The organism is Micromonospora sp. NPDC049004 (assembly GCF_040649315.1).
In the GTDB taxonomy this organism is placed as follows: Bacteria; Actinomycetota; Actinomycetes; order Mycobacteriales; family Micromonosporaceae; genus Micromonospora.
In genome coordinates this window covers 403,175-429,060 of record NZ_JBEZFG010000001.1, presented here as the reverse complement: position 1 = coordinate 429,060, position 25,886 = coordinate 403,175, and the positions used below count along the sequence as shown (strand labels likewise).

The window sequence follows — 25,886 nt, the reverse complement described above, 5'->3', positions numbered from 1 at the left end:
GGGATCGGGAAGGTGGCCCCGGGGTCGCCGCATCTCGCGCCGCGGCCGGGTTACGGGAGGTCGCGATGCGTGCCCTGCTCTGGGTCGTCGGTGTGGTCGCCGGCGTGCTGATTCTGCTCGGGCTGCTCCTCGAGGCGGTCCGCTGGCTGATCATCATCGGCCTGATCGCGCTGGTGATCGTGATCATCCTGGGCGTGGTCAAGGGACGGCAGGCCATGCACCACCAGACCCGCCGACGGTGACGCCGGCGCGGCTCAGAACCAGTCCGCGCGCATGTCGAGCGTGGTCCGGTCGAGGCTGTCCAGCAGGTCGAACTGCGGGCCCGTCCGGGGCAGCTCGGCCGTGAAGAAGTAGCGGGCCGCCTGCCACTTGCCGGCGTGGAAGGCGTCGCCGTCCTCCCGGGGCGGCAGCGCCAGCACCTGCTCCAGCCACATCCAGGCGATCACCACGTGCCCGACCGCCTCCAGGTAGACGCTGGCGTTGGCCAGGGCCAGCACCGGGTCACCGCCGGACCAGAGCCGCCGGGTGACCGCGACGATCCGGTCCACCGCGCCGGCCAGCCGGTCGGCCAGTTCGGCCGCCTCTCCCCCGGCCCGGCGGCCCCGGCCGACGGTGTCGCCGATGGTCTCGGTCAGCAGGAGCAGACCCGCGCCGTCGCGCATGGTCATCTTGCGCCCCAACAGGTCAAGCGCCTGGATGCCGTGGGTGCCCTCGTGGATCGGGTTGAGCCGGTTGTCCCGGTAGTGCTGCTCGATGTCGTGATCGCGCGTGTAGCCGGCGCCGCCGAGCACCTGGATCGCCAGGTCGTTGGCGGCCAGGCACCACTGCGAGGGCCAGCTCTTGGTGATCGGGGTGAGCACGTCCAGCAGCAGGTGCGACCGCTCGCGGTCGGTCTGCTGCGGGGCGGTCTGCTCCTCGTCGAGCAGCCGGGCGCAGTAGAGCACCAGGGCCAGGGCACCCTCGACGTAGCTCTTCTGCGCCAGCAGCATCCGCCGTACGTCCGGGTGGTCGATGATCGGCACCTGCGGGGCCGCGGGGTCCTTCGCGTCGACCGGCCGGCCCTGCGGCCGCTCGCGGGCGTACGCCAGGCTCTTGAGATAGCCGGTGTAGCCCAGCGCCATGGCACCGGCGCCGACACCGATCCGGGCCCCGTTCATCATGTGGAACATCTGGGCGAGCCCCTGGTGTGGCATGCCGACCAGGTGGCCGACGGCGCCGGGGCGACCGGCCGGGGTGTGGCCGCCGTCGCCGAAGCTGAGCAGGGTGTTGGTGGTCCCCCGGAAGCCCATCTTGTGGTTGAGCCCGGCGAGCACCACGTCGTTGCGGTCGCCGAGCGACCCGTCCGGCTCGACGAGCACCTTGGGCACGATGAACAGCGAGATGCCCTTCACCCCGGGTGGCCCGCCGGGAATCCGCGCCAGCACCAGGTGGACGATGTTCTCGGCCAGCTCATGATCGCCGCCGGAGATCCACATCTTGGTGCCGTAGAGCCGGTACGTCCCGTCCGGCTGCGGCTCGGCCCGGGTGGTGATGTCGGCCAGCGAGCTGCCCGCGTGCGGCTCGGACAGGCACATGGTGCCGAAGAACCGGCCCTCCAGCATGGGTCGGACGTACGTGTCGACCTGCTCGGCGCTGCCGTGCGCCAACAACAGCTTCGCGTTGCCCAGGGTCAGCATCGGGTACGCCGAGGTGGCCACGTTGGCCGCCTGGAACCAGGCGAAGCAGGCGGCGGCGACGGCCTGCGGCAGTTGCAGACCGCCGACCGAGGCGTCCAGCCCGGCGGTGAGCAGACCCGTCTCGGCGAAGCTGTCCAACGCCGCGCGCACCTGCGGGATCAGCCGCACCCGCTGCCCGTCGAACGTCGGTTCGGCAAGGTCGGCGGCCCGGTTGTGCGGGGCGAACTGCTCGGTGGCCACCCGCTCGGCGAGGTCCAGCGCGTCGTCGAAGGTCTCCCGGGAGTGCTCGGCGTAGCGAGGGCGCTCGACGAGCTGCGACACCCGCAACCAGTCGTGCAGCAGGAAGTCCAGGTCACGGCGGGACAGCAGGGTGGACGGCACGGAACTCCTCGGCGGGCTCGGGTCTGTCGGGCGGGGGCGGCGGCCCGGCGTCGCCCCGACCCATCCTGACCGATCCACCGGGAGCACACCACCGCCGCCCGTCGGCGGGCGTCATTGTCGTACCCGTCGGCTAGCGTCCCTGCCCGTGACCGCACCCGGAGACGTCGACCCCGAGGTTCTCGACCGGCTACGCCCGATCTGTCGCGGGTTGCCGGAGACCTACGAGGAGCCGGCCTGGGTGGGCACACGTTGGCGGATCCGCCGGCGCACCTTCGCCCACGTGCTCACCGTCGACCCCGACCGTCAGGGGGCGCACGCGCGCGCCGCCACGCTCGACCGGCCGGCCTGCCTGTTGGTCTTCCGATCACCGCTCGACGAGATCGCCGGTCTCCTGAGCGTCGGGCACCCCTTCTACAAGCCGGACTGGAGCCCGAACGTGCTGGGCATGATCCTGGACGCGGACACCGACTGGGACGAGGTGGGCGAGCTGCTCACCGAGAGCTACCGCGTGCAGGCGCCCAAACGGCTCGCCGCACTTGTCGACGGGCCCGGCTGAACGCGCCCGGCGCCCGCCGTGCCGGCGTGTGGCCGGCAGCGCACCGGCGTCCGCCGTCTCGGCGTTTCGCCGGGGCCGGCACGGGGATACCGCGCCAACGGTGGCGGGTCATCGACGGGAATCGGCGACGCCGCCCGTCGCGTGAGGAGCGGCAGATGTCCAGGCTTGGCACCGAGGAGGACCTTCGGTTGACGCCAGTGCTCGTCGAGGACCGGGTGTGCACAGGTGTGACCACCCTGCGGGGGCGGGTCTTCCTGAGCTACCCGGCGGCGGACCGGCCGGGCGTGCAGGTGGCGGAGGCGCTGCCGGACGGCGGCCGCAACCCGTACCCGGACGCCGCGTGGAACGAGCCGGACCAACCGCCGGACGGGACGTTCGTGCACGTCAACGGGTTGCGGGCGGGCCCGGACGGCCGACTGTGGATCGTCGATTCGGGGTCCCGGCAGCTCGGCGGTGAGCAGGTGCCCGGCGGCGCGCGGCTGATCGCCGTCGACGTGGCCAGCGACCGGGTGGATCGGGTCTACCACCTCGACGACGCGGTGCGCCCGCACAGCTACGTCGACGACGTCCGGTTTCATGGCGACATCGCGTACCTCACCGACGCCGGCATGCCCGGCCTCCTCGTGCTGGATCTCGATTCGGGTCGGTGCCGACGGGTGTTGGACGGGCACCCGAGCACGGTGGGCGGGCCCGTGGTCGCCGACGGCCGGGCGCTGCGGGATCCCAGCGGCGCCGAGGTGTGCCTGAACGCCGACCAGCTGGAGGTGTCGCCGGACGGTCGGTGGCTGTACTACCAGCCGGCCTCGGGTGGGATGTCCCGGATCGGCACCCGCTGGCTGGACGACCCGACGCTGTCCGCGGAGGAGTTGGCCCGGCGGGTCGAGCCCTGGTGGGACACGCCCAGCACCGGCGGGACGGCCATCGACGCGCTCGGCACCATCTACGTCAGCGATGTGGAACGACGTCGCGTGCTCGCCCTGGCGCCGGACCGCAGCGTCCGTACGCTCGTCGCCGACCCGCGTCTGGCCTGGGTGGACGCGATGTGGCTCGACGCCGAGGGTCACCTCTGGCTGCCGGCGGCCCAACTGCACCTGACCGCCGGCCTCAATGGCGGCCACGCGGCCGTCGACTATCCGGTCCGGATCTACCGGATGCCTGTCGACGCCGGTCCGCCCCCGATCGACCACGCCTGACGGCGTTATTCCTGAGAAGCGGTCGGTGCGGATCACGTCGTGTCGCCGTCACGGACCTCAACCATCCATTGTGTACGGCAGCTGGTGCGGGCCGGCGACGGACCACCTGCCGGTCACCCGCTGCCGGCGCAGATCGCCGCTCGCCTCGGCGCGACCTGCGGTGGGTGGGAGTCCTCGATATCCTGCCTCGCATGCATCGAAGCCGTGTGTACGCGTTGCTGATCGACGCGCCCGAGGCGGAGGCCGCGCGGGCGGCGGAGTTCTGGTCGGCGGCGCTCGGCGTCGACACCCGGACCCATCCGGCCGAGCCGCAGTTCGTCGGCCTGCACGAGGCGTTGCCGGGCCTGGTCACCGCCGTCCAGTCCGTCGACGACGCGCCGCGCTACCACCTCGACATCGAGACCGACGACGTGGCGGCGGAGACCGCCCGACTGGTCGGTCTGGGCGCCACCGAGGCGTCGCAGTGGTTGGAGTGTCGGATTCTGCGGGCGCCTGGCGGGCACCTGCTCTGTGTGCTGCCGGTCGAGAGCCCACCCGAGGTGTTCGACGCCCAGTCCCGAACCTGGTCGTGACGCGCCGGGCTGTCGGAGGGCGGCGCTAGGGTTCCGGCCATGGCGGATGTGGTGTTGGTGGCGGGCGCGTGGCTGGGGTCGTGGGCGTGGGACGAGGTGGTGCCGGGGCTGCGGGCCGCCGGCCACCGGACCTGTCCCCTGACCCTCTCCGGTCTCGCCGAGAGGCGGGGCGTGCCCGCCGGTCAGCAGACCCACGTGCAGGACATCGTCGGCGAGATCGAGCGACGCGACCTGCGCGACGTGGTGCTAGTCGGGCACAGCTACTCGGGCATCCCGGTGGGTCAGGCCGCCGGGCGGATCGGCGACCGGTTGACCCGGGTGGTCTACGTCGACGCGGAGGTGCCGGTCGACGGCCTGTCGTTCGCGTCCGGCTGGTGGCAGGGCCAGGCGGCGTTCGGGTCGGTGCTCGCCGACAACGGCGGCGACTGGCCGCCGCTCGACGTGGCCGAGTTCGACGGTCAGGGGCTCACCGACGAGCAGATCGCGCGGCTGGTCAAGGGCTGCACCCCCCACCCGGGCGCCACGCTTACCGAGCCGGCCGTGCTGGCCCGCCCGCTGGGCGAGCTGCCGACGACGTACGTCAAGTGCCTGCTCGACGGGCCGGAGCCCAACGACACCGTGTCCGCGCTGCTGACCAGCGAGCAGTGGCGGCTGGTCACGATGGCGACGGGCCACTGGCCGATGTTCTCGCAGCCCGACGAGCTGGCCCGGTTGCTGGTGGAGCAGATCGGCTGACTCTCCGCGTGCGCCGGCCCGGCGGGTCAGGTCACGGCGTCGTCGAGGGTCCTGATGCGGCGCACCGGGGACGCGAGCAGCCACAGCACGGCGAGCATGCCGCCCACTCCGGCGACGACCAGGGTCGGCCGCAGCCCGATGGTGGTGCCCAGCGCGCCGCCGACCAGCGCGCCGAGCGGCCGGATGCCGTAGTTGACGGCGCTGTACGCGCCGGCCCGACGACCGCGCGCGTCGTCGGGTGTGACGGCGGTGAGCAGGGCGTTGAGGTTGACGTCCATCAGCATCACGCCGACGCTGGACACCAGCTCGATGGCCGCGAGCATGGCCACCTTCGCCCAGGTGGGGCCGGCGACCAACGCCGTCAGCGCGAGCGGCGCGGGGAAGACCACCGCGCCGATCATCGCGGTGCGGCCCAGCCCGATGGCCCGCGAGACGCGGGGCGCCAGGGCCGCGCCGGCGAGTCCGCCGAGCGCGCCGATGCCGAACGCGACGCCGATCGCGCCGGCCGACAGGCCGAGTTCACGGTTGGCGTAGAGCACCAGCAGCGCCGTGGCGATGAAGGTGAAGAAATTGACGGTGCTGGTGCAGCCGAGCGCGGCACGCAGCACCGGGTGGCGCAGCACCAGCGCGAAGCCCTCGCGGACCAGGCCGAGCGTGGACGTCCGCCGTGGCGGCGGAGGCGGCTCGGTGACCGGGATGCGCCGCAGCAGCAGCGCGGACGCGAGGAAGGACACCGCGTCGACGAGGATCGCCACCGGCGCGCTGAGCGCCTGGACGAGTCCACCGCCGACGGCCGGGCCGGCGATGAACGAGAGGGACCGGCTCACGCTGAGTTTGCTGTTCGCGTCCACGTACGCCGACCGCGGCACCAGGGCGACGAAGAACGCCTGTTGTCCCAGGGCGAACAGCACCGCCCCGGCGCCGGTGAGCAGCGCCACGAGGTACAGCTGGGTGAGGGTGACCGCCCCGAACAGGTAGGCCGCGGGCAGGCTGAGCAGCACCGCCGCGCGCAGCAGATCCGCGATGATCAGGAGTCGACGCTTGTGGGTGCGCTGGTCCACCCACGCGCCGAGGAACAGGCCCAGCAGGTTGGGCAGCCAGATCAGCGCGGTGAGGACGCTGACCTGCACGGGCGTCGCGGCGAGCAGGGAGACGGCGATCAGCGGCAGGGCCAGCTCGCTGACCCGGTCGCCGAACGCGGTGATCGTCTGGCCGATCCAGAAGGTGCGGAACCGCCGGTCGCGTCCCAGCGCCGGTGCGGGTGGGGCGTCGAGCGCCGTCATGACGTGGACGAATCGTCGCCGGCCTCGGGCAGCAGGTAGCGCAGCATCCGGACGAGCTGGGCGCCGTCCGGCGTCGTCTCGTCGTCCTTGCGCCGCACGTACGGGGCGAGCAGCTCCTCGATCGCGTCTTCCAGGTGCCGCAGCTCGTCGGGTGTGGCGACGAAGCTGGTGTCGGCCACCCCGGCCAGCCCGCGCCACTCGGCGTCCAGCCGGGGTTCGTCGTGCAGCAGCCACTGCTGGGGCGCGTCGGCGTAGCGGGCGAACATCTCGCCGCGCAGCTGTCGGGCGGCGGCCTGCCCCTCGGCGTCGTCGGGCAGCGTGAAGCGGAAGCCCCGGGCGGCCGCCTGCCACCAGCGCTCCCGCTTGCTGGTGGCGCCGTCGGCGTCGGTGACGAGGCCGAACGTCGCGAGGTGGCGCAGGTGCCAGCTGACCACCGACGGCGTGGCGCCGACGTGCGGCGACAGGCCGGTGGCCGTGGCCGGGCCGTGCCGCTGGAGCCGGTCGAGGATGGCCAGCCGGACGGGGTGCGCCAGCGCCCGCAGCGCCTGCGGCTCGGTGATCTCGAAATCCCCGTACGGATTCTTGAGAGACATGTTTCGAAAGTAGTCTCTCAGGTCCGCCGGAGCAACCCCCGGGCCGCCGCCTCGCCCTGGGCACCCCCCGTTCAGCCGCCCAGGGCGAGGCGAGGATCAGGTGACGTTCGGCAGGTCCGTCGGCGGGATCACGCCGTTGGCGATCGGCAGACCCGTCCCGTACGCGGAGACGCCGCCGAGGGCCGCTCTGGTCAGCGTGGTGCACCCGGTGAGGGCGACGGTGTCGCTGGTCCGTTGCACGCCGAGCACGAACATCGCTCCGGTGTTGTACGAGAAGTCCTCGAACGGCGCGGTCACCAGCAGCTCCGGCGTCCCGTCGTTGGTCACGTCGAGGATGCGTACCGTGCTGCCGAACGCCTCGCTGGGCTGCGGGTTGGCGTTGATCAACGAGTGGCCCTCCTGGAACGTGGAGTCCAGTCCCGACTGCAGGCCCGACGCGCCGCCGAGGAAGACGTGGACCATGCCCTGCCCGCTGCCCGCGCCGGAGTCCTCCCCGGGGACGCCGACCGCGAGATCGTCCGCGCCGTCGTTGTCGAGGTCGCCGACCGCTAGCGCGGCGCCGAACTGGTCACCGGCCTCGGCGCTCCCGCCCACGCCCGGTGAGCTCTGCGAGATGACAAGCGTGCGCGCGCTGCTGATCAGGTCGGTGCCGCCGCGCAGCACGACAAGGGCACCGGACCTGCTGGGACCGCCCTTGTACTGGTCGGCGTAGACCACGACGTCGGCGTTGCTGCCGCCGTGGAAACGACCGATCGCGACGCTGCTGTAGCTCCCGCCGGTCTTCGTCTTGTCCACACACACCGACGTGCTGCCGGTCACCGTCACACCGCCTGCGGAACCCTTGAGGGCATACACGCAGCCCTGCGCACCCGTCGTACCGCTGACGTCCTCGCCCTCGACGTTGATCACCAGGTCGTCACGGCCGTCGCCGGTGAGGTCGCCAGCCGCGACCGATGAGCCGAAGTGGTCGTTCTTCTCCGCAGTCCCCCCGATGCCGCTGGTCTCCTGCCCGAACGCGGCCGCGTTGTCGACCCGCAGGCCACTGCTCCCCCCGTACAGCACCCAGACGCCACCGGCCGCGCCGACGGTGCCGATCGCCTCGCCCGGGGTGCCGACGGCGAGATCGGCGTACCCGTCGCCGTTGAAGTCGCCGGTGGTGAGGCCCGCGCCGAAGTAGTCGTTGGTCTCGGCGTCACCGGGGACGGTGCCGCTGTTCTGGGTGATGAACGCGTTGCCGTTCGCGATCAGGCCGAGGTACGGCGGCGTCGGCTGCCCGTACAGGATTGTCACCGCGCCGGCGTTGGCGACCGCGCCGATGGACTCCTTCGGATTGCCGATGGCCACGTCCGCGCGCCGGTCACCGTTGAAGTCGCCGGTGACGATCTGCGCGCCGAAGTTGTCTGTCGTCTCCGGCGAGTCGAGCACCGACGGGTCGTTCTGGTGCAGGAGCGCCACGGGTTGCCCGGGGACCGTGCTGCCGCCGGGGATCACGTAGACCGACCCGCCGACTTCGTTCGGCGCGGTGGGGTCGGGGAACCCGACGGAGCGGGCGCCGCTGGCCACGACGATGTCCGGGATCCCGTCGCCGGTGACGTCGGCCCGGCTCGCCGGGCCCGCGGCGGCCGCGATGCCGACGTCGGCACCACCCTCGACGGCGGGCTGTGCGGCTGCGGACGGGCCCGGCACCGCGACCGATGTCAGGACCGCGGCGACCACGGCTGCGGGCAGAACTCTCCTGCGTTGGTTCACGAAGATTCTCCTCTGGGTACTCGAATTCCTCACGGCCTGGTCCGGAGGTCGTAGAAGCGGTACGCGGCCCGGGCCGACAGGCCGGGCATAGCAGTGCTCGTGACATCGATGCCGGCCTCGATCGACTCCGTCACGCACTTGCCGCGGGACTCGTACGAGCAGGTGTCGATGGCCATGGCGACCCCGGACACTGCCTGCGCCGTCGCGCCCAGCTGGGCGACGCGTTGGGCTGCTGGGCCGACGCCGCCACAGCCGTAGAAGGCGGCGCACCCGACGGCCACCCCGGAGCCGACGACGTTCACGGCGGCTCCGATGGCGTGCGTCCATTCGAACGCGCTGCGGTGCTCGTGCACGAACCGCGCGACGACCCAGTGCTTCCTGGGCGGCTGCCGGTCGCGCTGCGGCAGCGAGTGGCAGCCGCGCTTGAGGTTCCAGCAGACCGACATGCGGTCCGATCGCTGGTAGACCCGCCGGTAGATGCGCGCCTCCCGCCGCTCCGACCGGTAGGCCAGTTGGCGGTAGCGGTTGCGCTGCTTCTTGTTCTTTGTGCTCGCCGCCAGCCGGAGAAGACCCGCCATGCGTTGCGGGCAGTCGCCCGGAATGCAGAGCCCACTCGGGTCACTCAGGGTCGTGGGGTTGTTGTCGGCGTACGCGTAGGCGTTCTGACTGGCCGGGTTGTCCGTGTTCAGCAACGGGTCGGGGCTGGTGAGCCGGCCGGTGAGCGGGTCGTGCTGACGGTTGTCCAGGGCGACCAGCGACGTCGACGCGTCCTCGACCTTGCCCAGGTAACCGCGATCGGTGCCGCTGATGGTGTCGCCACCACGGTGCGCCCCGTACGGCAGGTACCGCTGCCGGGAGACACCGTCGCCGCTCACGCGGTGTGTGGCGCCCGGCGTCGTGGCGTCGACGGCGAACTGGACGCTGCCCTGCTCGTCGGTGAGCAGGAAGCGGACGCCGCCGGAGGTCCGCATCGCCGCCAGGTCGTCGCCCAGTTGGTAGAACCGGGTGGCGGAAACGGAGCTGGTGAGGACGAGTTCCACGCCGTCGAGATACAGCGTCGTGGCACCGGGGGCCCGCCGGATCAGCCGCGTCCCGTCGGCGTCGTAGACGTAGCCGGTCGTGGCCCCGGCGGTGGTCTGTTCGGTGAGCCGCCCGCCCTCGTCGTACGACGAGGTGGTGGTGACCCCGTCGACGGTGCGCGAGGTCTCCTGGCCGTCGGCGTCGTAGGCGAAGGTGTCGGCGCCGACAGCGCTGACGGCCTGCGGTCGGACCGCCTCCGGTCCCGGTTGGGGATAGCGGTAGGTCCGCGACTCGCTCCCGGACGTGACAGACGTGATGCTTCCGGTGGGGTCGTAGGCGTAGGTCAGCCGGTACGGGTCCAATCCGCCGCCGTCAGCTGATCCGGATCCCCCGGCGCAGGTCCCCGCCGTGGTGGTCCAGGCGTCGGTCAGCCGCTGCAACCCGTCGTAGCCGAAGCACTCGGCCTGCCCGGTGGTGCCGTCGGCCACCTGCCGCACGTTGCCGACGGCGTCGTACCCGTACTCGTCGGACTGCACGGTGCGGGGCGTCGACGTGTCGGCGCCGGCGGTGGCGCCGAGGCCGACGAGCCGCCGCTCGCCGCGGTCCTCGTAGCGGTAGCTGCGGCGCACCTCCCCCGCGCCGCCGTAGTCACGGCTCTTCACCGGGCCGAACTCGTGGTACGCCGTGCCGCTGACGTAGGTGCCCAGCTCGCTGGCGAGGGTGTCCGCAACGCCGGTGCCGGTGTAGCCCTGGTGCACGGTCTCCTGGGCCAGACCGTTGCCCGCCGGGTAGGTGGTGTCCGTCAGGTGGTCCGCGCGGTCGTAGCCGTAGGTGATCTCGTACGTGCCGGCGAGGCTCTTCTCGCTCGTCGGCACGACCCATCGCCTCCCGGTGACCCGGTAGCGGTCGTCGTAGCTGGCCACCTCGGTCCGGTACCTGTCGGTGCCGACGTGGCGGGTCGTGGCGGCGAGCCGTCCCTTCCCACCGGGAACCGTGTCGTAGGTCCACTCGGCGAGCCTCGTGCCGGTCTGCACGTCGCCGGACCAGGTGACGCTGCGCCGCCCGAGGGCGTCGTAGCTGTAGCTGACCTTCTTGCGCAGGGCGTCGGTGGCGGATGCGACCCGGCCGACGCCGTCGTAGGTGTAGGTGGTGAGTCCGGCGTTCGGGTCCTTCGCGGTGAGACGCTGACCGAGCCAGTCGTAGGTGTAGGCCGAGACGTCTCCGGCGGGATCGGTGACCGACGCGAGGTCACCCCGGGGGGTGTAGGTGTACGAGGTGGTCGGTGCCCCGGGTTGTGGCGTCGACACGCCGGCCGGCAGGTTCTGCTGGGTCTGGACGACCCGGTCGAACGCGTCCTGCCAGCTGCCGGTCCGGCCGCCGACCGGTGGCGTGACGATCGTGCCGTTGCCGAAGTTGTCAGTCGTCGTGCGTGCCGTGGCCGCGCCGAGTCCGTACACGGTCGAGAGGGCCTCCCGTTCCAGCGCGTCGTACTGCCGCTCGGTCCACGACGGGACCGTCGAGGTGGCCGGGTTGAGCAGCAGGTCCGGGTTGTCCCCCGCGGCGGTGCTGTTCCACATCGGCTGGGACGTGCCCGCCGTCAGACCCCGGTCGTCGTACGCGGTGACGGTGACGGTGCGGCCGGACCCGCTGGGGGCGGGCGCCTGCACCTCACGGGTACGCCCCAGACCGTCGAGGTAGGTGTGGGTGGTCAACCACTCGACCCGCGTCCCGGCCAGGGTCTGCAACTGGCGGGCCGTCACGACTGTGGGCCTGCTCGGCTGCTCGGCGCCGGTGGCGGTGATGCGGTAGGTGAACTCGTACGAGGGCGTGGTGGTGCCCGTCTGCTGCTCCGTGGGCAGCCACACCTTGCGCAGCCGCCCGACGCCGTCGTACGCCGATGTGGTGGTGCGGCCGTTGACGTCGACGTTCCTGTCCTCGGTGTCGTCGAAGGCGGGCGACGGGTAGCTGGTGGCGGTGAAGCCCTTGGGGTCGGTGACGCTGACCCCGTCGCTCGGGAACCCGGTCGCCGGTCTGTAGCCGGTGCGGGTGACACCGTCGGGGTTGGTCTCGGTCAGCTCCCGCCCGTAGTCGTCGTAGGTGTTGCGCACCCAGTTGTACGTGCCGTCGGCGGTGTGGGAGCGGACCTCGGTGGGGTTGCCGTCGGTCGGCTCGTTCACTCCGTCGCCCGGTCCGGTGGCGCCGTCGTAGAGCGTCACGGTCCGGTCGACGACCGGGCCGGGGCACCGCAGGCTCTGGCCGTCCGGGTCGCCGGCGTGGGTCTCCCTCCGTTCGACGAAGTCGAGCATCCACTGCCCGGCCGCGGTGTTCTGGGCGTAGCCGATCTCGGTGCACACGCTGTCGGCGACACCCGTCTCGCCGAGGTCGGCCTCCCGGGTAACCAGGCCGCCGTTGCCGACGGAATAGCCGTCGGACCGCTTGGCCCTCTCGCGCCAGGTGCCGTCGCCGCGCCGGTCGCGCCGGTACTCGTAGGCCGGGCGCACCATGTGCACGTCGTGGGATCCGGGCCCGTCCGCGATGATCCCGGAGTCCCAGTAGGTGCTGCGCGAGGACTCCAGCTCGGTCAACGAGTTGTCGGCGTTACGCCGGTAGCGCTGTTGTTGCAGCACCGTGCCCGCCAGCTGCGGGTCGTCCGGCCAGGGCTGGCCCGTGTAGTCCTTGACCGCCTCGGTGCGGGCACTGCCGGAGCCGAGCAGGTCCCCGTTCATGCCTCGGAAGTACCGGGTGTCGGTGATGCTCTGGCGGTCCGCTCCGCCGCTGCCCTCGGTGACCCGCACGGTCTGGTAGCCACGCCAGTCGGTCCAGTCCATGTCCTTGGCGGCGACCGTCAGCTCGTCGTCGCGGTGCCACGCCGGCCACGGCACGAGCTGGTCCACCCCGTACGCGTAGGAGGTGCTCATGGTCGGTGAGCCGCCCACCAGGTCGACCTGGTCGACCTTGGTCACCAGGTACCTGTGGAACACGCCCTTGACGGGGTTGGTGGCGCCCTCCGGCTTGAAGCGCACCCGGAAGCACTCGTAGCGGTTCTGGTCCCACAGCACCCCCGCCTCCCACCCGGTGTTCTCGCCGCCGGCCGGGCAGGTCGTGGCCGGGGACGCGTGTCCGTAGCTGACCCGGGTCTCGCCGCCGAGGCCGTTGCGCACCACCGACAGCCGTCGCATCTGCAACTGCTGCGCGGTGGTCGTGTAGTCCTGACGGTTGCCGAGGAAGATCCCGTCGAACGCGACAGGTGGCAGTGTCACCGTCTCGCCACCCCACAGGCCCGCCTGCTGGATGCTGTTGAGCCACAGCGACGGCGTGGTGCCGTCCGGGGTGGGCGGGAAGGCGAACGTCGGCCGCCACCGTGTCGTCTCCTGCCACGTCTGTGCCTGCGCGTTCCACACCTGGGCCGAGATCAGGTCCAACCGGCTGGTGCTGAAGAACGTCGGTGAGTACTTCGCGCAGCCGGCGCCGTCGGCGCAGACCAGGTCGGTCGGCACGTCCGGGTACGACGTGGCGTTGGCCGCCGAGACGGCCGGGCAGGAGGCGGTCGGGTTGGCGATCCGCTGGGTGCAGCGGCCGACCGCGGTGAAGTCGACCTGCGCGCTGGGGTGCTGGCCGGCCAGCATGCCGTACTCGATCCGGTCGAGGTGGCCGCCCCGGTCGTAGCGGTAGGTGGCGCCACCGTTGGCCTGCCGGTAGTTGTTGGTCTCGGGCGTCCAGTACACGGCTGTCACGTTCTCGTTCGCGTCGACCACCTTGTCGAGGTTCCAGCGCCAGGTCTGGCGGCAGGGCACCGGCGCGGTCGAGTGGCACGGCTCCCCCGCGTCGTCGCCGACGACGGGCACGGTCCAGTTCGAGTCCTTCCGGTTGCCGAAGGTGTGCTGCTCGCCGTCCGGTGTGGACACCACCCAGTACTCGCCGGTGTTGTCGTCGTTCGACCCGTTGAACCGATGCTCGATCTTCCAGCCGCGGTCGTCGCGCATCCGGTAGGTGCCGTCCGCCGTCTTGATCAGCTCGGTGGAGACCCCGTCCAGGGACAGCACGAACGCGGCGCCGTCCTCGTCCCCGGAGTACGGCGACACCCAGCACAGGTCGGCGTGGTACGCATCTCCGTCCTCGACGCAGGACCGGTACCGCCGCTCGATGAATCCGATGCCGAGGTTCCACCCGAGCCCGACCCAGGACGCCTGGTTGTTGGTCGAGGACGTACGTCCGTCCACGGTGGAGGAGTCGTAGTCGAGGGACAGGTCCGGGGCGTCGCCTCCGACCGAGGGTGGCAGCCGCAGCGGGTAGGACTCGGTGAAACTGCCGGAGTTGGTTCCCGCGGTCCACTTCTCGGCCGGGGACAGGTCGGTCGCGCGGTAGTCACCGGTTCCGGTCCCCGACGCGGCGGCGGTCACCGCGTACACCTGATCGGGGCCGCTGTCGACGTCCGCCGACAGGCGGCCGGCGGCCAGGTCGTTGCGGGCGGCCACCGGAACGGGTGTCCGGACGCACTCGCGGGTCACGCACTGCGGAACACGGACCAGCCGCAGCCGGTCGGCGAGGTTCCCCCCGTAGCCGTAGCGGAAGCGCGAGTAGTCGACGTCGAGGTGGACCCGGCCCGATCCGCCGGCGCGACGGGACAGCCTGAACGCCGTCCCGACGCTGTCCAGCGCCGCCCGGCTCTCCTGGTCGAGCAGCTCCACCCGGACCTCGGCAGGCGCGACTCCGGTCCCGGTCGCGGACACTTCGATCGGCAGCGAGCCGGCCCGCACCGGATGTCCCGGGGCGAGCGTGACGTCGACAGTGCCGGCGGCCGGCCAGTGCGGTGCCGGCAACGGCGTGGCCGCGTCGGCCTCCGGGTCCGGGGTCGTCCGGACGCGGGGAACCGTCCTGCCGGGCACCGAGCGCTCCCGGGGCGAGCCGGAGGCGGCGTGGGCCGGCGTCGGAGCCACCACCGTCGTACCGGCTGCGGCGACGATCGCGACGACGCTCACCGCGCCGAGCACCCACCTGGCGAGATAACGTCCGGTACGCATGGGTCTCCTTACGTCCACGCGGCCGAGGCGGGGCCGCCGGCTCGCTGCGCCGCGGGCCCGGGCGGCCCGAAGCCCCCGTGCGACTGGCGCGCACGACAGCGATCAGGGCGTCAGCTTGCGCGGCACCGGGACCACGCCGCCCGCCATGTCGGTCGATCGGAGACGTCTCGGGACCTCTCCCCTGAGGACCTGCACGAACGCGGCCGACACGGGTACGTCCCGGGATATCGAGCGACGACGTTGAGTCACGTTGGCCGGGGCGCTAATCTGACAACCGGTCACATTGCCGACGGCGAATGGTCCGATTCCCTTGACGAAGACCCGCTCGCGATCCCCACGGGGGTTGGTGGCGCCGCGGAGCGCGTCGTGAGGTGGCGGACCCTGCCGGGGACGCTGGACCAGCACGCGCATCTTCTGGTCGTCCGGTTACGACAGCTCAAGGATCACAGCGGGCTGAGCCTGAAGGCTCTGGGGACGAAGACGGCGTTCAGCGCCTCCTCCTGGGAGCGGTACCTCAACGGCAAGGCGCTGCCGCCCGAGACGGCGGTCGTCGCCCTCGCCGAGATCACCAGAGCCGATCCGGTCCCCCTGCTCGCTCTGCTCGCGGCAAGTCAACGGGTCGAGCCACCGTCCACCGAGGTCCCGGCGTCCGGTGACGCGCACGGGCCGGAGCCAGATCGGGCCGAGCCGCGGGTCCGGGTCGCTGCGCTGTCCGTCGCCGGGGGCGCGCTGCTGCTCTCCGCCGTCACCTCGATCCTGTTGCTCGTCGATCCCTGGCGCGAGGACGACCCCGCGGTGGCGACCGACGTCGGCAGGTACGCGTGCACGTACACCCAGCAGGGTGACCTGCTGTTCGCCGGCAACAGCACGACGACGTCACACCTGGTGATGCGCAACAGCACCGGTCCGGACGCCGCCGAGGTGCAGTGTCTGCTGCGACGCCACAACCTGTCCCCCGGCGAGGTGGACGGGTACTTCGGCGAGCACACCGAGGCCGAGGTGAAGCGGTTGCAGCTGCAGGATCATCTGCCCGCCGACGGGATCGTCAGCCAGCAGACGTGGCAGTTGTTGCGGCATGTGCGATGAGCGAGGGACCGGCGATGGCGTACCCACCGAACGCGACCCGCTGGCGCGCGCTCCCGCGCACGCTGCCCGCGCCGTGCGCCCTCCTGGTCACCGAACTGCGGGACCTGAAGGACCGTAGCCGCCTGAGTCTGGACCAGCTGGCGGCGACGACCGCGATCAGCAGGTCGTCGTGGGAACGCTATCTCAACGGCAAGCAGTTCCCGCCCCGCCAGGCGGTCCGGGCGCTGTGCGAGGCCGCGGGTGAGCCCGACGACAGGGCTCTGAGGTGCTGGGACGTGGCCGACGCGGCCTGGAGCGGCCGCGCGCAGACCGCCACCGGTGCGACGAGCGCATCCGACGTCGCGCGCACCGACGCACCGCCCCGGCGGCGCCCCGGGCGCACGCGCCGAGCGCTGCTGGCCGCCTCCGACCTGGTCGCCACACGTCCGGTGGCCAGCGCGGTCGGGGTCGCCCTGGCGTGCGCGGCGATGGTCACGCCGGCCGCCGTGGTCCACGCGTCCCGCGCCGCCACCGTCGCGGGCCCCCGCCCACCCATCTGCGAGCTGCAAGCCTGCGAGGGCCGCAACCCCCGCACCACCGCCTGCGAGGACCCTGTCACTGTGGCGTCCCACACCGCGGCGGACGGCACCCGGCTGGAGATCCGCCTCAGCCCGAGCTGCCGGGCCGGTTGGATCCGCACCTGGCCCACGCACGCCGGCTTCCGCCTTGAGATCAGCGGACCGGACGCCCGCCCGCAGACCACCGTCACGGCGGCCCCGACGACGGACCAGCAGGTCACCACCACGGCGATGATCGCCGCACCCGACCCGTCGAGCCTGCGCGCCTGCTACTACCCCGCCGGCGACCAACCAGGACGGGAGTGCTTCGGCGTCACCGACTGACGGTGCCGCCGCTCAACTCACCCCGAGCCGGGCCAGCGGCTCGACGAGTTCCCGCTCCTCGTAGCTCAGGTGCGACAGCAGGGCGTCGGTCAGCAGGTTCACCGCGGCGCGCAGCTCGGCCAGCCCGTCCGGCGCCCCGACGTACGCGACAAGCGCCTTGTCGACACCCTCGAGCACGTCGTGGATGACGTGGTGCTCCTGCTCCAGCCGGTCGACCACCGGGCGCAGCCGCGGGTCGGCCTGCCGCAGCCGCGGAAAGAGGGCCTGGTCCTCGATGGTGTGGTGGGTGGTGACGATGCGGCAGTAGGACTCGCAGTACGCGCCCAGCGTCCACCGGTTCTGCCGCATGGTCATCGTGTTGATCTGCGAGCGCGCCGCGCCGGCGTCGATCTCGCCCGCGGCGACCTGCTCGATCAGGTCGTGGATCTGGGCCAGCTCGCCGCGCAGGCCGTCGTGCACCTGCACCAGGTGCTGGCCGGTGGCCTGCTCGTGTGCCGTGTAGGTGCGCGTCGGGTCGGGCGCGGGCCCGGTGGGACGGGCGGACTCGTCCCAGACCTGCCGGTCGCTGAGCCGCCGGCCGTCGTCCGGGGTCGGCACCACAGCGAAGGCCCCGGCGGTCACCCGCGCGCGGGTCGGCCGCGCGGAGCGCGCGACGAGCGCCGCCGGCTCCGCGGCCACCACCGGCTCGGCGGGAGTACGCGTCGACGTGGCGCCACCGTCGCGTTCGGCCGCGACCAGTTCGCGCACGGCGGGGGCCACCTCGCCGGCGAACCGGCGCAGGTCGTCGGGGTCGTCGCTGGCGAGGATGAACGTGCCGACGCCGTCGCCCAGCGCCAACTCGACCAGCTCCCGCACCCACTGTTCGGCGGGTCCGTGCAGCGGGCCGCCCCCGGCCGACGAGAAGGTGCCGGAGATGTTCAGCAGCCGGCGGACGTCGCGGGGCGAGCGGCCCGCCTCCTGCGCGGCGTCGTCGATGATCTTGTTGCCTCTGGCCAGGTCACCGGGCTGAAGGTAGTCCAGTGACGGCAGCCAGCCGTCGGCCCGGCGACCGGTGAGCGCGAGCATGCGCGGCTTGTACGCCCCGAGCCAGATCGGCACCGCGTGGGCCGGGGCCGGGCCGCGCTTGGCCCCGACCACCCGGTGGAACTCGCCGTCGACCCGCACGCCACCGCGCGCCGAGGCGTCCCACATCTGCCGGATGACGTCGATGCCCTCCTCCAGCGCCCGTACGCCCTGCCCGGGCGTCAGCCGCCGGCCGCCCATCGCCTCGATGGCGTCCCAGAACGCCCCCGCGCCGAGACCCAGCGCGACCCGACCCCCGCTGAGCAGGTCGAGGCTGGCGACGCTGCGGGCGAGCACGGCGGGCGGGCGCAGCGGCAGGTTGGTGACGTTCGCCGACAGGTGTACGCGGTCCGTGCGCGCCGCGACGAAGCTCAGCAGCGTCCAGGTGTCCAGGAACCGCGGCTGGTACGGATGGTCCTGGAAGGTGACCAGATCCAGCCCGACCTGCTCGGCCAGGACCGCCAGCCCGACCGTGCGGTCCGGATCGTCGTTGCCGGGCGTGGTGAACGATCCGAAGACCAGGTCGTGGCCGTAGTCGCTCATCGTGCGAGCCTCCCGTCGTCCGCGACGCGTCGGACGATGCGTCGTGACCCCAACCTTATGCCAGACAGAACATCTGCTGCCAACAAGGTTTGTGATCCTGCGCTATTGTCGGGGCATGACGGGTGCCAGCGATCGGCCGGACCGGCCCGATCCCCTCGACGACGATCTGGGCTGGATGCTGGGAATCGTGTTCCGGGGCTACATCCGGGCAGCCGAGCACACCCTTACCGATTTCCCCGGCGGCCCGCGCGGTTATCAGGTGCTCACCGCCGCGGCCACCGGGCCGGCCCGCAACCAGGGCGCGATTGCCGAGGAGCTGGGCATCGACCGGACGGTGCTGACGTACCTGATCGACGACCTCGAACGCCCGGGATTCGTCGCCCGGCGGGCGGACCCGGCCGACCGGCGCAGCCGGCTGGTGGACGTCACCGACGCCGGGCGGGCGGCGTGGGAGCAGCAACGCGAGGCGCTGCGGCAGGTCGAGGCGCACCTGCTGGGGGCGCTCACGCCCACCGAGTCGGCGACCCTGCGCGCACTGCTGCAACGCATCGCCTGCTCGACGCAGGCGATCGACCCGCTGCGCGACCTCTGCCAGGCGGTCGCCGAGGTACGGCCCGAGCCCGAAGCGCCGACGCCGAGCCGGCCGGGCGCACCGCCCGAGCGCGGTCGACCGCGCGCTTCCCGAGCACGCGGCGACGCCTGACCGGGCGGTGATCCGCGACGGCGCGGGCCCGCCGCCACTCCCCGACCATCGTGCGTCGAGGAGTGCCGGCGGGCCCATTGTGTCGCGGCAGCGTCGCCGGGGGGGGGGGGGGGCGACGGGTCAGCGCACGTGCACGAACACCGGGTTCGAGTAGAACCACAGGTCGTCCCACGGGCTCTCCAGCCCGTCGGCGAGCGGCTCGGCCTCGTCGGTGCTGGTGCCGCGCACCCGCGCGTAGGTGTCGGCCTCGACGTTGCGCAGGGTGTGCCGGATGACGTAGTCCGCACCCTGGCGACGCCAGTCGCGCGGGCCGAACCGGGCCACCACCTTCGTGGTGGGGTTGGTGTCGGCGTCGAGGTTGGCGCTCGGCCCGGTGATCTGGCCGACGATCAGGTCGACCCGACGGACCTCGGGACGGTCCCCGTTGCCGTTCACACCGTCCAGCGGGCGGAACGTGATCTCGATCTCGACATCGGTACGGCTGCGGCGGCTGACCGTGATGGTCTGGCCGACCTCCGCCGTCTGTCCCTGGGACCTGGCGGTCACGTCGAGGCTGCGGATCAGGTCACCCGTGGTCACCCAGATCCGGCCGTTGCGCAGGCCGTCCATGATGTCGCCGTAGTCCTGGCGGGCGTGCACGTAGGTCTTGCTGTACTCGCCCGGCCAGAAGTCCGAGCCGCCGCGCGTCCAGTGCACGTGCGAGTCCGACGTCGCGGTGATCCACCAGCGCCGGCCCTCACCGAGCAGCGAGTCCCAGAGCCCGCCGACCCGCGCGGTCATCTGGTCGAAGCCACCGTAGGTGGGGTGGTTGCCGTACCCGCCCCGCGCCCCGCCGTTGAGCGGGCCGGCCTGGTGACCGGGTGCGCCCTCGAAGCCGATGTAGACGTCGGGCGCGGCGTTGTTGCCGTTGCGGAACTCCCGCGGGGTGTCCTGACCGTAGACACCGAGGCCCGGCGCCGAACGGGACGCGTGGTGGGCGATCACCAGCGGCTTGTGCGGCATGCCCCGGGCGACCTTGAGGAACTCCACCATCTTGGCCTCGGTGTCGCGGGCCGGGTCGGTGGGGAACGCGTCGTACTTGGCGAACCGGCTCTCCAGCTCGAAGAGCTGCTTCGCCTCGTCGTCGTGGCGCGGGATCATCAGCGTGTGGTGGTCCAGCGAGGGCGCGTCGAACTCCATGCCCCAGAACTGGAGCACCTCGGGGACCAGCTTGCGCGAGCGCAACAGGTCGGGGTACGCCTGCTCGATGTTCACCTTGGAGTGCGTCGGTCCACCGTGGTCGGTGCACATCGCCCAGGTCAGGCCGAAGTTCTTGGCCATGATCGCGTTGGTGACGATCGGGTAGACCGCGTCCGCGCCCTTGTGGAAGACGATCGGGCTCTTCGTCGTGTCGAACTCGCCGCTGTACTCGGAGTGCACGTGGTGGTCACCCGCGCGCCAGGACCGGTTCTTGGCGTTGCCCCGGTCGTTCGTGTCGTCGCCGGGGCGGCGCTCCTCGTCGGCCCACGCCGCGCCCGCGCCCACCAGCGGGCTGGCGGCGGCCAGCGTCGCGCCGACACCCGCGTACTTGACCAGCTTGCGCCGCGACAACTGCGCGCGCTCGACCTCTTCGGCTTGCTTGTCTCTCACGTGAGAGCCTCTCCTCGATCAAGCGAATGCTCTTTCGATCAAGAAGCCTTGAAGAGGTTGGTGAACACCCGCCGTACGGCGGACGGGTGCACGATGAACACCCTGGCCGAGCCCGTTGAAGGGCGCGGCCAGGTGCGGCAGCGGGTCACGCGCCGACAGCGGGGCGTACGCAGCAGCGGGCGCGGGTCAGATCCGGGCGCGTGGCAGCCAGCCCAGGAAGCGGAGTCGTGCTCGGGGCAGGGGCAGCGTCGGCAGATCCTGGGCGGCGGCCACGAGGCACGACCCGAGGTAGACGGCGAGCGCGGCACGCGCCCCGCCGAACTCGGCGAGCAGTTGGCTCTGCTTGGTGGCGCAGGGCCATTCGCGGCCACATCCGGTGCAGGTCCAGCTCGGCGGGCTGGGCAGGTGCTCGGGCAGCTTGGACCGTCGGTACCGGCCGACCACACTGTTGTCCGCACGTACGTCGCGTCGCCGGGGCTCGGGGCCCCCGTTGCGTCGCGCGGGTGGGCGGGGGGCGGGCAGATAGCGCCGGACTGTGCCCAGGAGCGCCCCGACGCGGACCAGGGCGTCCGGCCCCACCTGGTGGGCCAGCAGCGCCGTGAGCAGGTAGTGCCCCAACAGGTCGAAGGAGTCGCGATTGAGCCGCAGGTCGCGGCACAGGTCGACGAACTCGGGCGTGGCCAGCGGCACCCGGTCGTCGAGCGCGCGGCGCAGCACCGTCCGCAGCGCGACGCCGAGGCTCGCCAGCGCGTCTCCCTCGCCCAGTCCCAGGCTGTCCTCGTCGGCCACCCGCGCCAGCGCTTCGCCCACCGCCAGCCGAACGACGCGGTCCGGATCGTTACTGTCCAACGCCTCACCTCCGCCTGCTGGCCGGATCTCCGGCAGTGGACCGGACGCCGCGACGCCCGGAGATCATGAACAAGATTTCGCTGTGGCCGCCGGAGCGACTAGGACAGCAGGCGCAGGATCACCTCGCGCCATAGCCGAAAAACGAAGTCGACTCGCCAAAACGTCGGATCACCAGCGGTACATTGTCGACTGCCGTATGGTGGAATTCCCATCAATGGATATGTGAGTTGTTGGGATTCCTTAACGTTCGGCCCACCTCGACAACGCTCGACCGGTCGCCACCCGTCCCTCCTTCGACACCCGATGTCCACTGGGATCCTCCTCTGGTCACCCGATCGCCGGTGACCCCGAGGAGACCGCCGCCACCGCCGAACCACCGGTCAGCAACGAGCCGACCATCGGCCCGTGCGCCCAGACACGTCCTGACCACACCGCCGGCCCTGGTCCTCACCCGGCGGTTCCCTCCCGGACGGAGACAGCGGATGACGTCACCAGTGCAGACCCGAGGATTCGACAGCCGCGACCCGGCGGCCATCCACCGATTCCTGGCCAGCACGTACACCCCGGACCTGCGGATCCGTGCCGGCGAGGCCGGATACCACCTCGTGCACCGACGCGTGGACGCCGGGCCGTTCGCCCTCGCCAGGACCGGGCAGAGCGCTCATCTCGACATCCAGGTGGGCGACATGGACGGGCTGATCGTCTGCCGCACCCGCACGGCAATGGTCAGCCGCGCCTGCGGGGGTTCGGCCCACCGGTTCGGCCCCGGCGACGCCTTTCTGGTCACCCGTCCCGGTCAGCCGCTGCACCTGCGGTGGGAACCCGGCGAGGTGGAACTCTGCGTCCTGGACCTCGGTGTGTTGACACAGGTGGCGACCGCCGCCACGGCCCGAAGACCCGGCCAGATCCGCTTCACCGACCTCGGCGGCGTCACCGCGCCGCTCGCCCGGCAGTGGCACCGCACCACCAGTTACGTCATCGACGTCGTGGCGGGCATCCCGAGCGGCAGCGCCCAGCCGTTGGTGATCGGCAACGCCGCACGGATGCTCGCCGCGGCGGCGCTCGCGATCTTCCCCAACACGGCGTTCACGGACGAGACCACCGAGGACCGCCGCGACGCCAGCACCGCCACCCTGCGCCGCGCCGTCGCCTTCATGGAGGAGAACGCCGACCGGGACATCAGCGCCGCCGACATCGCCGGCGCCGCCGCCGTCTCGCAGCGCGCGGTGCAACTCGCCTTCCGCCGCCATCTCGGCACCACCCCGATGGCGTACCTGCGCAGGATCCGGCTCGACCGGGCCCACCACGACCTGGTCCGGGCCGACCCCCGCCGGGAGACCGTGTCGGCCATCGCGAGTCGCTGGGGGTTCGCCAACCACAGCAGGTTCACCGCCCGGTACCACGCCAGCTACGGCGTGCCGCCCCGCGAGACCCTCCGCGCCTGAGGCGGCCCCTGGCGCCACAGTTGCCGCACGACGAGTTGATCGCCCTTCGTCGCCAGGCCGGCCCACCCTCGCGAGCTGTCCCGAAGAGATGACCACGATCCGCGTTCCGGACACCAACCAGAGCGGCGCCCGTTCAGCGCAGGACCCGGGCGAGGCGGCGGACGGCCTCGTCCATCAGCTCGGGCGCCGCGGCGGCGTAGGTGAGGCGCAGGTGCGGCGCCGAGGGTTCGGCGGCGTACCACGGACGACCCGGAAAGACGATGACGCCCTCGGCGGCAGCGGCGGCGGCCAGCGCCACGTCGTCGGCGCCGCCGCGCAGGCGGACCCAGAGGTGCAGACCACCGCGCGGGATCGACTGCGGACACAGGTCGGGAAGGTGCCGCCGCAGCGCGGCCACCAACGCCGCCCGCCGGGTCCCGAGCGCCGTGGCCAGAGCCCGTCGGTGCCGCGGCCACGCCGGGGAGGTGAGGAACTCCAGCGCCGCCTGTTGCAGGGGGCCCGCGACGTAGAAGTCGTCGAGCAGCCGGGCCGCGCGCAGCCGGGCGCCGGCTGGTCCGCGTGCGCCGATCGCCGCGACGCGCAGCCCGGGCGCTGTGGACTTGGTCAACGAGCGCAGGTAGATGACGTGCCCGTCGGGGTCGTCGGCGGCCAGCGGCGGTGGGGCCGGACCATCGATGGTGAGGTCGCGGGCGTAGTCGTCCTCGATCAGGAACGCTCCGGCGTCGCGTACCGCGTCGGCGACCTGCGCCCGGCGGTGAGCCGCCAGTGTCGCGCCGTGCGGGTTGGCGTACAGCGGCTGGCAGTAGAAGAGCCGCGCGCCGGTGCGGGCGAACGCGGCGGCGAGGTGATCGGGACGGACCCCGTCGGCGTCCGCCGGCACGGGCAGCACCCGGAGTCCGGCGGCCCGGGCCACGGCCAGCGCGCCCAGATAGGTCGGGGACTCGACGAGCAGGACGTCGCCGGGGGCGGTGAGCGCCCGCAACGCCGACGACAGCGCGGCCTGCCCACCGGGGCAGATCACCATGTCCTCGGCCCGCGGCCCGGACCCGGCCTCGCGGGCGAACCAGGCGCGCAGGTCCTCGCGCCCCTCGACCGGTCCACGCTGCCAGGTCGCGGGCTGGCGGGCGGCTCGGGTGAGAGCGGCACCCAACGCGGCGGCGGGTTGAAGTTCCGAGTCCAGATAGCCGCCGGACAGCGGAATCGCGCCGGCTCGCGGTAGCGCCAGCAGCGCCTGCATCTCGTCCTCGCCGGACGGGCGGGGGCCGAGTGCGACGGTCTGCCAGGACAGGTCGGGCACGCGTCGCTCGTCCGGCGGGGCGGCCACGAAGGTGCCCCTGCCGGGCCGCGCCTCGATGAGCCCGTCGGCCACCAACCGCCGGATCGCCTCGGCGACGGTGACCGGAGAGGCCTGGTGCCGGGCGGTCAGCTCGCGTACGGAGGGCAGGCGGGCGCCGGGGCCGGCGGCAGCGACCAGCCCGCGTAGATCTTGGATAACGCGATCGGCTGCGTTACCGTTCTCCATGAGAGACAACAGTAGCGCTACTATCGCCGGCGCGGTAACAGCGGGCCGGGCCGGCGGCCTCACCCTCGGCGCGCTGGGTGTGCTCGGGTTCAGCCTCTCGCTGCCCGCGACCCGCGTCGCCGTCCAGCAGCACCTCGACCCCTGGTTCGTCGCGTTCGGCCGGGCGGTCGGCGCGGGGCTGCTGGCCTGGGCGTACCTGCGTCTCACCGGCGCACCCCGGCCCTCGCGCGGTCAGTGGCGGCGGCTGGCGGTGGTCGCCCTCGGCGTCGTCGTGGGCTTTCCGTTGTTCACCTCGCTGGCGCTTAGCACCCAGACCTCCGCGCACGGCGCGGTAGTCATCGCCGCGCTGCCCGCGATGACGGCCGTGTTCGCGGTGCTGCGTGCCGGTGAACGCCCGCCGCCGCTGTTCTGGGTCGCCAGCACCGGCGGCCTGCTGGCGGTGCTGACCTTTCTCGGCGCCGGTGGCGAGATGACCGGCACGCTCGCCCTGCCCGACCTGTTCCTGCTCACCGCGGTCGTGCTCTGCGGACTGGGTTACGCCGAGGGTGGCGCGCTCGCCCGCGAGCTGGGTGGCGCGCGGACGATCTGCTGGGCGTTGCTGCTCGCGCTGCCCGTCACCGTGCCCGTCACTCTCGTCGCCGCCGTGGCCGACCGGCCGCACGCCGACGCCCTCGGCTGGTCGGCGTTCGGCTACCTCACAGTCGTCTCGATGTTTCTGGGCTTCTTCGCCTGGTACGCGGGTCTGGCCCGGGGCGGCATCGCGCAGGTCGGTCAGGTCCAGCTCGCGCAGCCGGTGCTCACGCTGGGGTGGTCGGCACTCCTGCTCGGCGAGAGCGTCACCCCCGCTTCGGTAGCGGCGGCGGTGGTGGTGCTGGCGTGCGTCGTCTTGGTCCAACGCACCCGGCGATCGGAGCTCGCCGCACGACGGGCACGGCCGGGCCCGGTCTAGCCCTGTTCGCGCTCGCGGGCGGCCTGCACCTCGGGCACCGAGGCCTCCAGGAGGTCCGCGAGGCCGCGCAACTGATCGGCGACCCGGGCGCCGAGCGGGGTCAGCGAGTATTCGACGCGCGGCGGGATCGCGGTGAGCACCTCGCGGGTGAGCATGCCGTCGCGTTCGAGAGTCTGCAGGGTCTGGGAGAGCATCCGCTCGCTGACCCCGTCGATGCGCCGCCGCAGCGCGTTGAACCGGTAACTGCCCTCACCGAGCGCGAGGAGGGCGAGCGAGGCCCATTTCGAGGTGACGCTCTCGAAGGCGGCGCGGGACGTGCAGCCGCGCGCGAAGACATCGCTGACGAGTTCCTGGGTAGGCCCCGCCGGGTCCCGGGCCGGCATGCCGCTCATCTCACCAGCTTACCCGACGCTTACCCGAGAGCTTGTGCTGTAGATT

General features: G+C 72.4%; 20 protein-coding genes. 10 read left to right on the top strand and 10 right to left on the bottom strand.

Annotated elements, in window-relative coordinates:
• Positions 1-65 precede the first annotated feature (65 nt).
• A complete protein-coding gene (locus AB0B97_RS01750) occupies positions 66-242 on the top strand; it encodes a hypothetical protein (protein WP_234583914.1) in 177 nt (58 codons plus the stop codon).
• Positions 243-254: 12 nt separating this feature from the next.
• Here the strand turns inward: AB0B97_RS01750 and AB0B97_RS01745 are convergent, their stop codons facing one another.
• Positions 255-2,057 (bottom strand): acyl-CoA dehydrogenase, encoded by a 1,803-nt coding sequence (locus tag AB0B97_RS01745; protein WP_357489784.1) that lies wholly within the window; start codon positions 2,055-2,057, stop codon positions 255-257.
• A gap of 145 nt (positions 2,058-2,202) precedes the next feature.
• Between AB0B97_RS01745 and AB0B97_RS01740 the strand changes: the two genes are divergently transcribed.
• The 4 genes from AB0B97_RS01740 (at position 2,203) to AB0B97_RS01725 (ending at position 5,113) form a co-directional block, all read left to right on the top strand.
• Positions 2,203-2,613 carry an MmcQ/YjbR family DNA-binding protein gene (locus AB0B97_RS01740; protein ID WP_357489782.1) on the top strand — a complete coding sequence of 137 codons (411 nt, stop codon included), beginning with the start codon at positions 2,203-2,205 and terminating at the stop codon, positions 2,611-2,613.
• A gap of 155 nt (positions 2,614-2,768) precedes the next feature.
• Positions 2,769-3,806 carry an L-dopachrome tautomerase-related protein gene (locus tag AB0B97_RS01735; protein WP_357489780.1) on the top strand — a complete coding sequence of 346 codons (1,038 nt, stop codon included), beginning with the start codon at positions 2,769-2,771 and terminating at the stop codon, positions 3,804-3,806.
• Between the two features lie 191 nt (positions 3,807-3,997).
• Positions 3,998-4,378, top strand: coding sequence for a VOC family protein (locus AB0B97_RS01730; protein WP_357489778.1), 381 nt, complete (start codon positions 3,998-4,000; stop codon positions 4,376-4,378).
• A 39-nt stretch (positions 4,379-4,417) separates the two neighbouring features.
• On the top strand, positions 4,418-5,113 hold the full coding sequence (locus tag AB0B97_RS01725; RefSeq protein ID WP_357489776.1) for an alpha/beta hydrolase: 696 nt from the start codon (positions 4,418-4,420) through the stop codon (positions 5,111-5,113).
• A 26-nt stretch (positions 5,114-5,139) separates the two neighbouring features.
• Here AB0B97_RS01725 and AB0B97_RS01720 read toward each other — a convergent pair whose 3' ends face one another.
• The 4 genes from AB0B97_RS01720 to AB0B97_RS01705 all read right to left on the bottom strand — a co-directional run bounded on the left by AB0B97_RS01720 (position 5,140) and on the right by AB0B97_RS01705 (position 14,779).
• Positions 5,140-6,396: an MFS transporter gene (locus AB0B97_RS01720; RefSeq protein ID WP_357489774.1), complete on the bottom strand. Its 1,257-nt coding sequence runs from the start codon at positions 6,394-6,396 to the stop codon at positions 5,140-5,142.
• On the bottom strand, positions 6,393-6,989 hold the full coding sequence (locus tag AB0B97_RS01715) for a helix-turn-helix domain-containing protein (protein ID WP_357489772.1): 597 nt from the start codon (positions 6,987-6,989) through the stop codon (positions 6,393-6,395). Before AB0B97_RS01715 ends, AB0B97_RS01720 begins: the two co-directional genes overlap by 4 nt.
• A gap of 96 nt (positions 6,990-7,085) precedes the next feature.
• Positions 7,086-8,738, bottom strand: a complete 1,653-nt coding sequence (locus tag AB0B97_RS01710; protein WP_357489770.1) for an FG-GAP repeat protein — start codon at positions 8,736-8,738, stop codon at positions 7,086-7,088.
• A 29-nt stretch (positions 8,739-8,767) separates the two neighbouring features.
• On the bottom strand, positions 8,768-14,779 hold the full coding sequence (locus AB0B97_RS01705; protein WP_357489768.1) for an RHS repeat-associated core domain-containing protein: 6,012 nt from the start codon (positions 14,777-14,779) through the stop codon (positions 8,768-8,770).
• Positions 14,780-15,145: 366 nt separating this feature from the next.
• On the opposite strand from AB0B97_RS01705, the gene AB0B97_RS01700 reads away from it, so the two are divergent.
• Together AB0B97_RS01700 and AB0B97_RS01695 are read left to right on the top strand one after the other, a co-directional pair.
• Entirely contained in the window at positions 15,146-15,865 is a 720-nt protein-coding gene (locus AB0B97_RS01700) for a helix-turn-helix domain-containing protein (RefSeq protein WP_357489766.1), read from the top strand.
• Between the two features lie 14 nt (positions 15,866-15,879).
• Positions 15,880-16,746: a DUF2690 domain-containing protein gene (locus AB0B97_RS01695; protein WP_357489764.1), complete on the top strand. Its 867-nt coding sequence runs from the start codon at positions 15,880-15,882 to the stop codon at positions 16,744-16,746.
• 12 nt (positions 16,747-16,758) lie between these two features.
• Here AB0B97_RS01695 and AB0B97_RS01690 read toward each other — a convergent pair whose 3' ends face one another.
• Positions 16,759-18,351, bottom strand: a complete 1,593-nt coding sequence (locus AB0B97_RS01690; protein WP_357489762.1) for an LLM class flavin-dependent oxidoreductase — start codon at positions 18,349-18,351, stop codon at positions 16,759-16,761.
• Between the two features lie 115 nt (positions 18,352-18,466).
• Here AB0B97_RS01690 and AB0B97_RS01685 point away from each other — a divergent pair, with 115 nt between their 5' ends.
• Positions 18,467-19,054, top strand: coding sequence for a MarR family winged helix-turn-helix transcriptional regulator (locus tag AB0B97_RS01685; RefSeq protein ID WP_357489760.1), 588 nt, complete (start codon positions 18,467-18,469; stop codon positions 19,052-19,054).
• A 120-nt stretch (positions 19,055-19,174) separates the two neighbouring features.
• Here AB0B97_RS01685 and AB0B97_RS01680 read toward each other — a convergent pair whose 3' ends face one another.
• Together AB0B97_RS01680 and AB0B97_RS01675 are read right to left on the bottom strand one after the other, a co-directional pair.
• Positions 19,175-20,683, bottom strand: a complete 1,509-nt coding sequence (locus AB0B97_RS01680; protein WP_357489758.1) for a phosphoesterase — start codon at positions 20,681-20,683, stop codon at positions 19,175-19,177.
• Positions 20,684-20,869: 186 nt separating this feature from the next.
• Positions 20,870-21,532, bottom strand: coding sequence for a hypothetical protein (locus AB0B97_RS01675; protein ID WP_234583927.1), 663 nt, complete (start codon positions 21,530-21,532; stop codon positions 20,870-20,872).
• A 482-nt stretch (positions 21,533-22,014) separates the two neighbouring features.
• Here AB0B97_RS01675 and AB0B97_RS01670 point away from each other — a divergent pair, with 482 nt between their 5' ends.
• A complete protein-coding gene (locus AB0B97_RS01670) occupies positions 22,015-22,977 on the top strand; it encodes an AraC family transcriptional regulator (RefSeq protein ID WP_357489756.1) in 963 nt (320 codons plus the stop codon).
• 133 nt (positions 22,978-23,110) lie between these two features.
• On the opposite strand, the gene AB0B97_RS01665 is transcribed toward AB0B97_RS01670, so the two are convergent.
• Positions 23,111-24,499 (bottom strand): PLP-dependent aminotransferase family protein, encoded by a 1,389-nt coding sequence (locus tag AB0B97_RS01665; protein ID WP_357489754.1) that lies wholly within the window; start codon positions 24,497-24,499, stop codon positions 23,111-23,113.
• Here AB0B97_RS01665 and AB0B97_RS01660 point away from each other — a divergent pair.
• Positions 24,498-25,448 (top strand): DMT family transporter, encoded by a 951-nt coding sequence (locus AB0B97_RS01660; RefSeq protein WP_357489752.1) that lies wholly within the window; start codon positions 24,498-24,500, stop codon positions 25,446-25,448. The genes AB0B97_RS01665 and AB0B97_RS01660 overlap by 2 nt on opposite strands.
• Here AB0B97_RS01660 and AB0B97_RS01655 read toward each other — a convergent pair.
• The gene (locus tag AB0B97_RS01655; RefSeq protein WP_357489750.1) at positions 25,445-25,840 is read right to left on the bottom strand and encodes a helix-turn-helix domain-containing protein; all 396 of its coding nucleotides are present in this window, start codon (positions 25,838-25,840) and stop codon (positions 25,445-25,447) included. The genes AB0B97_RS01660 and AB0B97_RS01655 overlap by 4 nt on opposite strands.
• Between the last annotated feature and the right edge of the window lie 46 nt (positions 25,841-25,886).